General features: G+C 59.5%; 12 protein-coding genes and 2 pseudogenes. 7 read left to right on the top strand and 7 right to left on the bottom strand.

Going from position 1 to position 12,662, the window contains the following annotated elements; genetic code table 11:
- Window positions 1-245, top strand: a pseudogene (locus tag NW837_RS00445) (hypothetical protein); the annotation flags it as partial.
- Between the two features lie 168 nt (window positions 246-413).
- The gene (locus NW837_RS00440) at window positions 414-1,871 is read left to right on the top strand and encodes a circularly permuted type 2 ATP-grasp protein (protein WP_414328743.1); all 1,458 of its coding nucleotides are present in this window, start codon (window positions 414-416) and stop codon (window positions 1,869-1,871) included.
- Between the two features lie 21 nt (window positions 1,872-1,892).
- On the opposite strand, the gene NW837_RS00435 is transcribed toward NW837_RS00440, so the two are convergent.
- From NW837_RS00435 to NW837_RS00410, 6 genes are all read right to left on the bottom strand, one after another.
- Entirely contained in the window at window positions 1,893-2,453 is a 561-nt protein-coding gene (locus NW837_RS00435) for a gamma carbonic anhydrase family protein (protein WP_414328742.1), read from the bottom strand.
- Window positions 2,454-2,469: 16 nt separating this feature from the next.
- Window positions 2,470-3,474, bottom strand: coding sequence for an alpha-E domain-containing protein (locus NW837_RS00430; RefSeq protein ID WP_414328741.1), 1,005 nt, complete (start codon window positions 3,472-3,474; stop codon window positions 2,470-2,472).
- Window positions 3,468-5,327: a hypothetical protein gene (locus tag NW837_RS00425; protein WP_414328745.1), complete on the bottom strand. Its 1,860-nt coding sequence runs from the start codon at window positions 5,325-5,327 to the stop codon at window positions 3,468-3,470. Before NW837_RS00425 ends, NW837_RS00430 begins: the two co-directional genes overlap by 7 nt.
- Window positions 5,328-5,371: 44 nt before the next feature.
- Window positions 5,372-5,923, bottom strand: coding sequence for a cyclic pyranopterin monophosphate synthase MoaC (gene moaC, locus NW837_RS00420; RefSeq protein WP_414328740.1), 552 nt, complete (start codon window positions 5,921-5,923; stop codon window positions 5,372-5,374).
- A gap of 92 nt (window positions 5,924-6,015) precedes the next feature.
- The gene (locus NW837_RS00415; protein ID WP_414328739.1) at window positions 6,016-6,507 is read right to left on the bottom strand and encodes a Tic20 family protein; all 492 of its coding nucleotides are present in this window, start codon (window positions 6,505-6,507) and stop codon (window positions 6,016-6,018) included.
- A gap of 16 nt (window positions 6,508-6,523) precedes the next feature.
- A complete protein-coding gene (locus tag NW837_RS00410) occupies window positions 6,524-6,820 on the bottom strand; it encodes a hypothetical protein (protein WP_414328738.1) in 297 nt (98 codons plus the stop codon).
- On the opposite strand from NW837_RS00410, the gene NW837_RS00405 reads away from it, so the two are divergent.
- From NW837_RS00405 to NW837_RS00395, 3 genes are all read left to right on the top strand, one after another.
- Window positions 6,819-7,286, top strand: coding sequence for a hypothetical protein (locus tag NW837_RS00405; RefSeq protein WP_414328737.1), 468 nt, complete (start codon window positions 6,819-6,821; stop codon window positions 7,284-7,286). The genes NW837_RS00410 and NW837_RS00405 overlap by 2 nt on opposite strands.
- Before the next feature lie 254 nt (window positions 7,287-7,540).
- Window positions 7,541-8,575 carry a ferrochelatase gene (gene hemH / locus NW837_RS00400; protein ID WP_414328744.1) on the top strand — a complete coding sequence of 345 codons (1,035 nt, stop codon included), beginning with the start codon at window positions 7,541-7,543 and terminating at the stop codon, window positions 8,573-8,575.
- Between the two features lie 145 nt (window positions 8,576-8,720).
- Window positions 8,721-10,103 carry a CCA tRNA nucleotidyltransferase gene (locus NW837_RS00395; protein WP_414328736.1) on the top strand — a complete coding sequence of 461 codons (1,383 nt, stop codon included), beginning with the start codon at window positions 8,721-8,723 and terminating at the stop codon, window positions 10,101-10,103.
- Here NW837_RS00395 and NW837_RS00390 read toward each other — a convergent pair.
- Window positions 10,100-10,843 carry a response regulator gene (locus NW837_RS00390; protein WP_414328735.1) on the bottom strand — a complete coding sequence of 248 codons (744 nt, stop codon included), beginning with the start codon at window positions 10,841-10,843 and terminating at the stop codon, window positions 10,100-10,102. The two genes, NW837_RS00395 and NW837_RS00390, sit on opposite strands and share 4 nt — an antisense overlap.
- Window positions 10,844-11,214: 371 nt before the next feature.
- Between NW837_RS00390 and NW837_RS00385 the strand changes: the two genes are divergently transcribed.
- Together NW837_RS00385 and NW837_RS00380 are read left to right on the top strand one after the other, a co-directional pair.
- The gene (locus NW837_RS00385; protein ID WP_011434393.1) at window positions 11,215-12,117 is read left to right on the top strand and encodes a 4-hydroxybenzoate solanesyltransferase; all 903 of its coding nucleotides are present in this window, start codon (window positions 11,215-11,217) and stop codon (window positions 12,115-12,117) included.
- 181 nt (window positions 12,118-12,298) lie between these two features.
- A pseudogene (locus tag NW837_RS00380) lies at window positions 12,299-12,662 on the top strand (hypothetical protein); the annotation flags it as partial.

Raw genomic sequence — 12,662 nt, 5'->3', positions numbered from 1 at the left:
GCTGGGGGGAACCCCACTATTGGCAAAGCTGGATCCAATTTTTTGCTGGGCCGGAGCAGGAGGTGAAGGTTTTTTCCCCAGAGACGTTGCCCGGCCAAGACCTAGAACCGCCGTTTACCCTGTTCATGAACGAGTGGGTATGGGATCAGCAAGGGGCAGAACTGCAACGGCGTTTTCCCAAGGGGCAGTTGCATCGGATCCCTGCTGAGCGAGGTCTGTGGGCCTTTGAGGTGGCGGATCCCTAGAGCTCCCCCCCTGGTTTGGCCAACCCACTGTTCGCGGGACGGAGTCCTTTCGCGTCAGCGGGACGGAGTCCTTTCTTTTTACCAGGCTAAAAGTAGCTGAAAGCACACTATGCAGATCCAGAGCCGCCAACAGTAGAAGAAGATGATAGCGTTCCAGGGATCCCAGACGTGCGTTTTGATGCCTACGACCCGGGCGAGGGGTTTTACGACGAGCTGTTTTTGGGGCGTAACCAGCCCCGTCCTGAGGCGATCCCGCTGATTGAGCGCATTCATTCTCTGGAAGAAGGGGAACTGCAGCAGCGGCAAGCGGCGGCGCAGGCGGCCCTCTTTCAAATGGGGGTGACCTTCAACGTCTATGGCGATAGCCAGGGCACGGAGCGAATTTTCCCCTTTGACATCATTCCCCGCATCGTCTCGGCTTCCGAGTGGCAGCGGCTGGAGAAGGGTCTCAAGCAGCGCATCCACGCCCTCAACCTGTTCATCGACGATGTCTATCACGACCAGAAGATCCTTAAGGATGGGGTGATCCCTGCCGAGCTGATCGAGACGGCCAAGGGATTTCTGCGGCCCTGTGTGGGGCTCAACCCACCGGGGAGAATTTGGTGCCACGTCACCGGCACCGACCTGGTGCGGGATCGGGACGGAACTTGGTACGTGCTGGAAGATAACCTGCGCTGTCCGTCGGGAATCTCCTACGTGCTGGAAAATCGGCGGGTGATGAAAAGCACCTTTCCCTCCCTGTTCAACACCATGGGGATCCGCCCGGTGGACGACTACCCTAGCCATTTGTTGGATACTCTGCTTAACCTGGTGCCGCACCTAGCCAACCCAACGGTGGTGGTGCTCACCCCCGGCATCTACAACTCCGCCTACTTCGAGCATTCTTTCCTCGCCCAGCAGATGGGGGTGGAGCTGGTGGAAGGGCGGGATCTGGTGGTGGCCGATGGCTATTTGCAAATGCGCACCACCAAAGGGCTGCAGCGGGTGGATGTGATCTACCGCCGCATCGACGATGACTTCATCGATCCCCTTGCTTTTCGCCCTGATTCCCTCTTGGGGGTACCCGGCCTGTTTGAGGTCTACCGGTCGGGGCGGCTGGCGATCGCCAACGCTTTGGGAACGGGGGTGGCGGACGACAAGGTGATCTACGCCTATGTGCCCCAGATGATCCGCTACTATCTGGGAGAGGAAGCCATTTTGCCCAACGTGCCCACCTACCTCTGCTGGGATCCTAAGGATCAGGCGTATGTGCTGGAGAACCTCGACAAGCTGGTGGTGAAGGCAGCCAACGAGTCGGGTGGCTACGGCATGTTGATGGGATCCCAGGCTACACCGGCAGAGCGGGCTGCTTTTGCCGAGAAAATCCGCGCCCAGCCGCGCAACTACATCGCCCAACCCACCCTGTGCCTTTCTCGCGTGCCCACCTTGGTGGATCGGGGAGAAGGCCCCTGTCTGGAGCCCTGTCATGTGGACTTGCGGCCCTACATCCTCTATGGCAAGGACATTTATGTTCACCCAGGGGGGCTGACCCGCGTCGCCCTCAAGAAGGGATCTCTGGTGGTGAACTCCTCCCAGGGGGGCGGCAGCAAAGATACCTGGGTGCTCTGCGCGGATCCCGGCTGTTGAGAGACGGCTTGCAAAATAGGTTCAGAGCCGCTCGCCCGAACATCTGCTCCACTGACCAAGGCAGCTGGCATGCTGAAGCGCCAAGTCCACGTAGTGCTGGGCGTGAAGGCGCAGTTGCTTGACCTCTTCCTCGGTGAGGGTGCGGATAACCTTAGCCGGGATCCCCGCCGCCAAAGAGCGAGGTGGCACAGACCGGGTGACCACCGCTCCAGCTCCCACCATGCTGCCCGCCCCGATGGTGACCCCGCTCAAGAGAACGGCCCCAATCCCGATCAGACATCCCCCCTCGATGTGGGCACTGTGGATGACCGCTCGATGGCCTATGGTCACTTCCTCGCCAATCAGGGTCGGCTGTCCGGGATCCCCGTGCAGAATGGCTCCATCTTGGATATTGCTGCGGCGGCCAATGACAATGGGCGAGAGATCCCCCCGCAAGATGGCCCCGTACCAGATGCTCACCGCTTCCGCAAGTTGGACATCGCCGATCAGTGTGGCATTGGCGGCAATAAAGGCTGCCTCATCTACTCCCGTCGGCTGCCGATCCAGCCCAATTGGCCAGGTGTCCTGTTTTTCTCGTTGCATTTAGAGTCGAGGCCGTTCATGTCAGTTGGGCTTGACGTTGAGAGAGTAGAGAGGATTCAGACGGTTGCAAGGGGCGAATGGCAAAGAAAGTTTCGTAGATACAATCGCCAACGTGGTTCATTTGTAGCTGCAATTTGTCGAGAAACTCATGTAAGCCCTGCTCCATAATGTCGTCGATGGTTAGGTAGTCCAGCTCAGAACGCAGGCGGCCCAAAGCTCGCTCGCTGGGATCCCGCCAGGTATCGGCTGGGGTGCCGGTGATCTGGTGCAGGGATCGATCTGCATGAATAAGACAAAACTGAATAGAGCGGGGAAATTGCCGATCCAAAATCAGGAAAGAGGCCACCTCTCTGGGATTGATGCGGTGCTGGCGGCTGTATTTCCGGTACATTTCATAAGCACTGGCCGACTTCAGCAAAGCAATCCACTGCAACTCATCCAAAGCCGTACCCACATACTGCAGAGAGGGCAGCAAAATAAAATACTTAACATCCAAAATGCGCGCCGTTTTGTCCGCCCGCTCCAAAAGACGGCCAATCTGGCCAAAATGCCATCCTTCCCCATGGGTCATGGTGGCATCCATCACCCCGGCGAATAGGTGACTGGCCAGCTTCACTTCCGTGAAAAAATCATGGAGCTGACTCAGGTGGGGGCCTTGCTGAGCCGCTTCTTTGACCATCAAATAAAAGCGGTTGACCCGCTCCCACATTTCTGAAGAAATGACCTCCCGCACAGAGCGGGCATTTTCTCGCGCCAGCCGCAAACAGGAAAGGATGGAGTTGGGGTAATCCCTATCAAAAGCCAGGAACTGGATGACTGTTTCTTGGGTCGCCTGGCCATAGCGTTGGTAAAACAGCTCCTGATCCCCAGTGGTGTAGACAATGGGATCCCACTGCTGGGCGGGACCGCTGGGCAAGTCTAGGATGAGGTTGAGATTGACATCGATGAAGCGGGCGATGTTCTCGGCGCGCTCCACGTAGCGGTTGAGCCAGTAGATGGAATCGGCCACCCGACTCAGCATGCTGTTGCCTCCTCTGGAGTGTCTTGTCTCTGCGCTCCGTTCAAACCCAGCAGGCGGAGCAGCCGCCGCACCTTCACCAGCAGCACCCCCGTTAGGCCAGTCAGGATCCATCCTATCCAGTCGGCTGCAGTACCCAGATAGCGCACCTGCACGCGATGATCCCCCGGCGGGATCCGCACCTGCAACAGCCCCACTCCGCTGTGCTCAGCAGACGTGAGGCGACCATCCACCTGTACCCGCCAAGCAGGGTAGTAAAACGTGCGCAGGACTACCCATTGATCCTGATCGGTGGGGTTAACGGCCCGAAAACGACGGTAGCCATAGCGCCACTGCTCCACTTCCAACAGTGGCTCCAGATTGCCTTGCTCTTGTCCAAAATCCACTACGTCCCCCTGCCACCGCAGCAGCGGATCCACCTCTGGGGGCGGCATGGGCAGGGTTGCTTGGCGAGGTCGGTACTCCAGCACATCCACCAGCGCCAGCCCATCGGGAAAGATCCAGTGCCAGTGAAGAAAAGCGATGCCCGGTCGCTCCTGGGGCTCGTTGGGAAATTGCTTGGCGGCAGACAGCTCTTGAAAAGTCTGGATGGTTTGCGGGTCAAACCAGGCTCTGGACAAGACCTGCCAGCCCTGCCAGCTTTGTATCCCCATGGCCAGACCTATCCCCACAATCAAGAGGATCCTCAAGCCCTTTTGTCCCCACCCCCAGGCGGCCAGGGATCCCAAAAGCCAGGGCACCGTTACTGATGTCACCGCCATCCAGCGCCAAGAAAACTGAATGCGCCGCAGGGGCAAAACCCACTCGTAGAGCCAACCCAGCAGATCCGTCATCATCAGCAAGGCCACCAAGCTGGCCCCCAAGCTGTAGAGCAGGATGGCTTTGGCCAGGGGAGCAGAGGATTCTAAGGCACCATGGGACTCCGTCTCGCCAGCACGAGCGGAATGGATTGGGGTCATCCCCCTTGTCCTGCGGGCCAGCCAAGTTGGGAGAATCAGGATTCCAACACCCAAGACAACGGCTACCATCCAGAGCCAGTACCCTACCAGGCCGCTTTCAAACCAGTGCTGCGTCAGTTGCGGCTGGAGCCGGGTTAGCCCACTCAGCATCAGGCGATGTTGGGGCATGTACTCTTCGACAAAATTCACCAACTCCACCTGGATGAGGCGCTGATCCCAAAAGGCTGGCAGCAGATAAAACGCCGTCCACCCCAGCCCCAGCCCAAACCCCAAGTAGCAGCGCCCCACCCTGGGCCAGAGGGGATCCCAGCGGCCCAGCACCCAAGGCAGAGGCAGCCAAGTTAGCGTAAAGACCAGCAAAGTGGGCAAGTGAGATAGGGCCAACAGGCCGTAGCTAATGGCTAAGGCCACAATCGGCCAAAGGGACTGGGGCCGGCAGATCACCTGGACTGAGGCCCAGAAAATCCAGGGAGAGACAGCAATGGCCCACACTTCCCCCATTGCCCCCCGTTGGTAAATATCCACCAGCCAATAGGGGCCGGCCATACCCGCCAGAGCCAAAACCAGAGCCCAAGCCCAGGGGATGAGTTGCCGGAGAAGGGCATACAGCCCTGCGCCAAAGACTGCCATCGCCAAGCCCATGCTGGCCACCAGGGATCCGGGCATATCCAGCTCCAGCAGGCGAAACGGCAGAGGGGCCACCATGCACAGAGGGGGGTAAAAGGCAAAGGTAGGATTGCCGTAGCCGAAGTTGGAATACTCCAGCCAGCGGGGGTAAAACTGCCCGCCGAAAAACTGTCGTTGATACTGAAAGGCCCAACTGAGGTTGAAGTGAGTGGAGTGAGTCATGGGATAGCCCTGGCGCAGCATGGGCCAGAGCAGCACCACGACTCCCACCAGCAACCCTATCCCAACACCCCTCTCCGGTTGGCACAACGCTTTTAGCATTTCTCGGCGTTGTCCCCATCCTCTACCTCGAAGGGCCCAGACTTCCCCCCATACTTGCGCAACAGCCGGATGTTTTCGATCACCATCGTCTTCTCCAAGGCCTTGGCCATGTCGTACAGGGTGAGGGCGGCCACGGAAACAGCCGTCAGAGCCTCCATCTCCACCCCTGTTTGGGCGTTGGTTTTCACTGTAGCGGTGATCAGAAAGCCGGGCAGATGGGGATCCGGATTCAGATCCACGGTGACGCTGCTCAAGGGGAGAGGATGACACAGCGGGATCAGATCAGCGGTGCGCTTGGCAGCCATGATCCCAGCCAGGCGGGCCGTTTCCACCACATTCCCTTTGGGCCCTTGACCGGCCAGAATAGCCTGCAAAGTCGTTTTTGACATGCGTACCTGCCCTTGGGCAGTGGCCAAACGGGCAACCGTGGGCTTATCTCCTACTTCCACCATCTGTACTCGGCCAGAGGCGTCCAGGTGGGTGAGGGCTTGCCCAACAAAGGACTCTGTCCTGCTGGCGCGACTAGAACTCGAATCCGATGGCACCCCGGCCTCCCACAATCCTTGAGAGCTGAAGAGTTGGCTTAGGCTCCGATGAGGTCGGCAAATCGGCAACCAGACCCGCAGGGACTTGACAACTAGTAGCGAATCCAGGCATAGGCGGCATCAGAGAGCACCGGCACCTCGGCGTAGTGGCCGCGAATGTTTTGCACCCAGGCGTAGACGGTGATGGCAATCACCCCCAAGAGAGCTGTGGTGGCCAAAATGCTGACCATCGCCGCCAGACCAAGGCTGCCGAAGAGCATGCCGAACACCTGCATCAGCACCTGCACCAAGAACAAGGCAATGTTGAGCAACAGCGCCTGGATGGTGTTGAAGCGAACAAAATGGGCTACGCGGGTGTTGCGGATCACCAGGAACAGCAGAGCCAAAGACACCCCCATTCCCAGCCAGCCCGTGGCCAGGGGCACCAGACGAAACAGAGGCGCAAAAATGGGGATCAGCCCTGGCAGAGATTGAAACAACCCAGAGGGCAAAAAGCCCAAGGGCAGAGCCGATACCAAGGGCAAAAGGTAGGGAAGGGATCCCCACAGCCGATTGATGGGAGTGATGTCGCCGCGCCAGGTCATAATCCGTCGATCCCTATTAGGTGCAGTGGTCATTGAAGTGAAGTTTGCTTGTCGGTGCGCTTCCAGGATCCCCACCAGCTAAAGATTCAGAGAGAGAAAGCAACACCCAAGCCTTGGGCTTATTGTAGTCGATGGATTTGGGTGGCTCAACGCGCTTGGCCGCAAGCCGGCTTCTGCTTTCCAGTGAGCAGAAAAACTCGAGGCCAAAAGGTTCAGGGTGAGCGTTCCGATGCATCTGGGCTGGTATAATCAACGGCAAATCCTGGCTGCATAGCGGTTTTTTGGGTTCTTTACATTTTTCAGCTTCCACCATGAAGATTTCATTGTCTCCCGCTGCTGGCGTTGTCGGAGCTTTCCTCTGGCAAGTTTGGTCTGGGCTCATTGGTTTTCTCAACGACCGTTTGTTGCCGGAGCGCTATCACATTCGGCCCGAAGCTTTGCCGGAGTGGATTACTCAGGTGTGGGCAGGCTATCTGCGCTATCGGGAAGCCTCTCGTCCGGGGGCGATCCAGTTTCGCGGCTTGACGGTGGATCCCAGCCGAGAGCTGCGCTCGGCTTACCTTGGATCCCGTCCGCTCCGCTACCGCGGCTGCCCCATGGAGACGGTTGCCCGCTCTGGGGATCCTTCTCCTGCCGTCCAACCCATCCCTGAAAAGGCTTTTGTGCCCCCCTACTGGAGACTTCTTAATGCGCTGCGCTTGAAGTTGAGCCTGGCCGATGTCGATTGCTATCCGGTCACTCCGGCCCTGCAGCGGGTTTACCGCGGTCAAGAGTTCTGACAGCGCTCTGTTCCTTAGCGGCAATGGGGTGTTGATGCTGGGGATCCCCTTGTGGGCGGGGATCCCTTTTTGGACTTTGTTCGCGACAGCGGGACGGAGTCTCCGGATTGGACTTGTAGGTTTGGGTGCGGGTGGTTTCTCCTGAGGGGAAAGCTGAGAAAGACTGCAAAAAAACTTAAGGTCACTTTCCCGCTGTGGGATAGTGGATAAAGAAGAACATGGTGCTCCGCACCGCCAACGCAATGAGCCTTGTTATGTCCAAAAGCGGCGTGCTCCTACTGAACTTGGGGGGGCCAGAGACCCAGGCTGATGTGCAGCCCTTTCTTTACAATCTGTTCGCCGATCCTGAGCTGATCCGCCTGCCATTTCCCTTCTTGCAGCGGGCCTTTGCCTGGGCCATCTCCACGCTGCGGGCCGAAAAATCCCGCCGCAACTACGCGGCCATTGGGGGGGGATCCCCCTTGCGGCGCATCACTGCTGAGCAAGCGCGAGAACTGCAGGCCCACCTGGTGGCTGAGGGCTATGACGTGCCGGTGTATGTTGCCATGCGCTACTGGCATCCGTTGATCGAGTCGGTGGTGCAGCAGATCAAGTCGGATGGGATCACCCGCTTGGTGGTGCTGCCGCTCTACCCGCAGTATTCCATCAGCACGACGGGATCCAGCTTTAAGCTGCTGGATCGGCTCTGGGCTGAAGATCCGGAGCTGGCATGCATCGAGCGCTGCCAGATCTGCTCCTGGTACGATCAGCCTCAGTACGTGCAGGCGATGGCCAGAGCAATTCGGGAACAGTTGGATGGATTTGCCGAGCCCGAAGGGGTGCATGTGCTGTTCAGCGCCCACGGCATTCCCGAAAGCTATGTCACCGAGGCCGGGGATCCCTACCAACGGGAAATGGAAGCCTGCGTGAGGCTGATCTGGAAGCAGGTGGGACGCCCCAATGACCACACCCTCTCCTATCAAAGCCGGGTGGGTTCGGTGCGGTGGCTGCAACCCTATACCGAACGGGTCATCCTGGAGTTGGGATCCCAAGGCGTGAAACAGTTGCTGGTGGTGCCGATTAGCTTTGTGTCGGAGCACATCGAGACCCTGCAGGAGATTGACATCGAGTATCGGGAACTGGCCCATCGAGCTGGGATTGCCGATTTTCGCCGTGTGCCCGCCTTAAATACCGACCCTCTGTTCATTGCTGGCTTGGCGGCGCTGGTGCGGCCTCATCTGCTCACTCCGGGCTTGGCAGCTCCTGCCTTTGTCCCTGCTGCTGTGGGCAGCTCGCTGCTGGAGCGGTAGGGAAGAACGCCAGGTATTTCATTGTTGCTCTGCTCATTGTTGCTCTGCAACGCTGACGCGACCAGACGAGGACGCTGACTTCATACCCCCAGAAGCGTTCTCCTACCACCCCAGGTGTCTCATCTTCATGGAGTTTTGACTGGGAATGACCCTAAGCCCGAGCGAAGCCTTGCTGACGAAGTGGCTGCTGACCTATTTTTACCAACGGCTGCCTTTCCCCCAAGAGTGGCTGCCGCAGAAAAGCTATTGGGTAGGGGGATCCCTGCGGGATGCTTACCTGGCTTGGCTGCAGGGCCGTGCTGCTGGGGATCCCGCTCGCGACGGTGGGATGGAGTCCTCAGCGTCGGTGGATTTGGACCTGATGTGCGCTGTGGATCCCGTGGGCTGGGCAGCGGCAGTGGCACGGCGGTTGGGGGTGGGCTTTGTGGTGTTGGATCCCGAACGGCAGATTGCCCGCATTGTGTTGGCAAAGTTGACCGTGGACGTGGGGCTGCAGGCGGGATCCACCCCTGAGGCGGATCTGAGGCAGCGGGACTTCACCTGCAATGCCCTGGCCTTGGATCTGCAACGGGAGCAACTGCTGGATCCCACAGGCGGACAAGCCGATATTCGCCAGGGCCGGATGCGCATGGTACACCCCGACAACCTCAGTGCTGATCCGGTGCGGCTGTTGCGGGGTTATCGACAGGCAGCTCAACTGGGGTTTGGGCTGGATCCGGCTACGCAAGAGGCAATCCGGGAGCGGGCCCCCCTTTTGGCCAACGTGGCGGCAGAACGGGTGCGGGCAGAGATAGTGGCCCTCTTGGAGGCAGGGATCCCAGGGCTGGCTCACCTACAGGCGGCGGTGGCGGCGGGGTTGCTGCAGGCTTGGCTGCCCCACCTGAAGCCGGAAAGTCCGGGCTTCCCTCAAGCTCAGGCCGTGTGGGAGTGGGCCGGGCGCTGGCGACCGCTCTATCCCCGCACGCTGGCAGAGCTGGCCCAGCCCTTGACATCCTCACGCGAAGGGCGCGGCAGGCTGTTGGCAGTGGTGCTGGCGGCCTTGTTGTGGGATCCAGCGGGAACTGAGGACTCTGTCTTGCTGACGCGAACGGCAGAAAGGGTGGAAACCGAGCTGGAGCGGCTGCGCTTCAGCCGAGCGGAAATGCGGGCCATCCAAAAGCTACACCATCTTCTGCCTCAGCTTCAGCTTCTCCTGACGGACTCCCCCACCCCTGCGCAACAGTGGCGGCTTTATCAACAGGCGGGATCCCTGTTCGGTGGCCTGGCGCTGTTGGCGGTGGCTACGGGCGGCGACCCTCAAAAGCTGGAGTCTTGGCTCAAACGCTACGAAGACCCCCAGGATCCCCTGGCCCATCTGGTGCCCCTGCTGGATGGCCGCGATCTGCTGCACAGCTTGGGGGCCAAACCCGGCCCCTGGGTAGGCCAGTTGCTGCAAGACCTCCAGGAGGCGCAGGCTTGGGGGCAGATTCAAACTCGTGCCGAGGCGCTCTCTTTTGCCCGCCGGTGGCGTGGCCAGCAAAAAGACTAGCCGAAGCGATAGCCGAAGCCGCGCACCGTCACCAAATACTCTGGGTTGCTGGGATCCAGCTCCAATTTTTCCCGCAGCCAGCGGATATGTACATCGACGGTCTTGCTGTCGCCCATGAAGTCGGATCCCCAGACGCGCTCCAGAAGCTGCTCCCGCGTCCAAACGCGGCGGGGGTTGGACATAAACAGCTCCAACAGGCGAAACTCTTTGGGGGAAAAACTCACCTCAACGCCCCGCACCAACACGCGGCACTCCTGGGTAAACATACACAGATCCCCGTAGCGGAGCACCGTGGCATCGCTGGCTTGGGCCAGTTGTTGCCGACGCAACACCGAACGACAGCGGGCGATCAGCTCCCGCATGCCGAAGGGCTTGGTCAGATAATCGTCGGCCCCCAGTTCCAAGCCCACCACCCGGTCGGTTTCGCTACTTTTGGCCGTCAACATCAAGATGGGAATCGTGTTGCCCTCCCTGCGCAGCAGCCTGCACAGATCCAGACCGTTCAAGCTGGGCAACATCAAATCCAAGACCATCAAATCCAGCCGCTCAACCGTATGCACCATCTCAAGGGCTTGCCGACCATCAGCGGCTTGTAAAACTTGATATCCCTGCTCTTCTAAAGCTAGGGCAACCGTTTCCCGAATGGCATCCTCGTCCTCCACCACCAGCAGGGTCTCCAGATGGGGAGCAGCTTCCTTGGCTTGAGGAAGTGGACCGGTCATGGAGAGGGTTGCTTCCATACAGAACTCCGTCGCGCCTGCACGCAAGTGCTCCGCACCGCCGTCACGAACGCGGAAGCGTCACGTAGCGATAACAGCCTCACAGGGTGAGAAGGGCAAGTGCCGCCACCGTCAACAGCAGCCCCCCGATAGGATATCAAACTTCCAGGGCCGGCCAATGTAAAGAGAACAGGGGTGGACTGATTGCCCAAGGTCTTGAGACGGCGAATGGAACCGAAAGGATTCCAAAAACCTGCAATTCAGGATGATTTAAGATCTCTAATGTGGAGCCGCCCCTACCCACGCCTCATGGTGCTCTGCACCCCTCCCGCGAACGGCAACTCACGCTTTAAGGACTCCGTCCCGCTGTCGCGATTGGCCGGAAACCGGTTATGTCTGCTTCCCCTTCTGCACTCTGGGCCACTGGCGGAGCCATTCTGCGGCTGTTGCGCTGGCACAAGCCGGCAGGGCGATTGATTTTGATGATCCCGGCTCTGTGGGGAGCTTTTTTGGCCGGACGGGGAACGCCCCCTTGGCCGTTGGTCGGGATCATCATTTTGGGCAGCCTGGCTGCCAGTGGGGCAGGCTGTGTCATCAACGATCTTTGGGATCGAGATTTGGATCCGCTGGTGGAGCGCACCCGCCATCGCCCGTTGGCCAGCCGGGAGTTGACCGTTGGCGTCGGGATCCTGATGGCGGTGGTGAGTTTGGCCTGTGCGGCAGGGCTGGCGCTGTTTCTCAACCCGGTTAGCTTTGCCCTCTGTGTGGCGGCGGTGCCGGTGATCCTGCTCTATCCGGGGGCCAAGCGGGTGTTTCCGGTGCCGCAGTTGGTGCTGGCTCTGGCGTGGGGATTTGCCGTGCTCATCAGTTGGACGGCGGTGAGCGGCCAAGATGCCAACACACCCCTGTGGGAAGAGGGGCTGGGCTGGCTGTGGCTGGCCACGGTGTTGTGGACACTGGGATTTGATACCGTCTATGCTCTTGCGGATCGGGAGGACGATGAGCGGGCCGGGATCCATTCCAGCGCCCGTTTTTTCGGGCAGCGGACGCCGACGGCGGTAGGGCTATTTTTTTTGGGCACTGCCATCGCGCTGTTGGGGGTAGGCCTCAGCCTACGGTTGCATGGAGTTTATTTTGTCAGCTTGGCCATCGTCACTGTCCTCTGGGGCCGGCAAACCTGGCAGCTCCACCAAAGGAATGCCTCTCCCACCTTGTACCTGGCCATCTTCGGCCAAAATGTGGTGCAAGGGTTTATTCTGCTGGCGGGGATGATCGGCGGGTCCCTGCTGGCCTGAGGGATCCCCTGGCCTCTCGCATGGCTAGATGCCTCTCTGAAGAACGCCTTGCCCCTCAGCCGACGCTAGGGCTGCCTCTTTGGGAAGGGATCCCGACAAATCTCCGGACCTGGCAGGAATCGGCCCAGGGCCATGGGCAAACGGTAGAATGAGACGATTAATTGCAGGATCCCAGCCTCCGATGGCCCCACTGAGCAGCGGTGAGCCTCCCTATGACATTCTTATTCTCTCAAACGGCCCTGGAGAGCTGACCACCTGGGTGCGTCCGGTGGTGATGGAATTGCACCAGCAACTGCCTCAGGCACGCCTCTCCCTGGTGCTGTCCCCCTGCCCCCATGCTTCCGGGCAGGAGATGAAGATAGCCCAAGCGTTCATCGATGTGGATCGGGTGCAGGATCCCGATTTTTTTCTGGCTTTTTTGCTTACTGGCCAAACCGAAGAAGCCTGGAATTGGGCCAAGCGAGGGGTGGTGCTGTTTCTGGGGGGGGATCAGTTTTTTGCCGTCTGGATTGCTCGCCGCTTGCGCTATCGGCTGGTGGTCTATG

The sequence above is a fragment of the Synechococcus sp. R6-10 genome (genome assembly GCF_047461815.1).
Lineage (GTDB): Bacteria > Cyanobacteriota > Cyanobacteriia > Thermostichales > Thermostichaceae > Thermostichus.
This window is presented reverse-complemented; position numbering and strand designations above follow the sequence as displayed.

Bases quoted from the DNA above. Each gene is read 5' to 3' on its own strand.
- NW837_RS00435 (WP_414328742.1), bottom strand. From the start codon at position 2,453: ATGCAACGAGAAAAACAGGACACCTGGCCAATTGGGCTGGATCGGCAG.
- NW837_RS00390 (WP_414328735.1), bottom strand. From the start codon at position 10,843: ATGGAAGCAACCCTCTCCATGACCGGTCCACTTCCTCAAGCCAAGGAA.
- NW837_RS00410 (WP_414328738.1), bottom strand. From the start codon at position 6,820: ATGGTGGAAGCTGAAAAATGTAAAGAACCCAAAAAACCGCTATGCAGC.
- NW837_RS00405 (WP_414328737.1), top strand. From the start codon at position 6,819: ATGAAGATTTCATTGTCTCCCGCTGCTGGCGTTGTCGGAGCTTTCCTC.
- NW837_RS00415 (WP_414328739.1), bottom strand. From the start codon at position 6,507: ATGACCTGGCGCGGCGACATCACTCCCATCAATCGGCTGTGGGGATCC.
- NW837_RS00385 (WP_011434393.1), top strand. From the start codon at position 11,215: ATGTCTGCTTCCCCTTCTGCACTCTGGGCCACTGGCGGAGCCATTCTG.
- NW837_RS00430 (WP_414328741.1), bottom strand. From the start codon at position 3,474: ATGCTGAGTCGGGTGGCCGATTCCATCTACTGGCTCAACCGCTACGTG.
- NW837_RS00395 (WP_414328736.1), top strand. From the start codon at position 8,721: ATGACCCTAAGCCCGAGCGAAGCCTTGCTGACGAAGTGGCTGCTGACC.
- hemH (WP_414328744.1), top strand. From the start codon at position 7,541: ATGTCCAAAAGCGGCGTGCTCCTACTGAACTTGGGGGGGCCAGAGACC.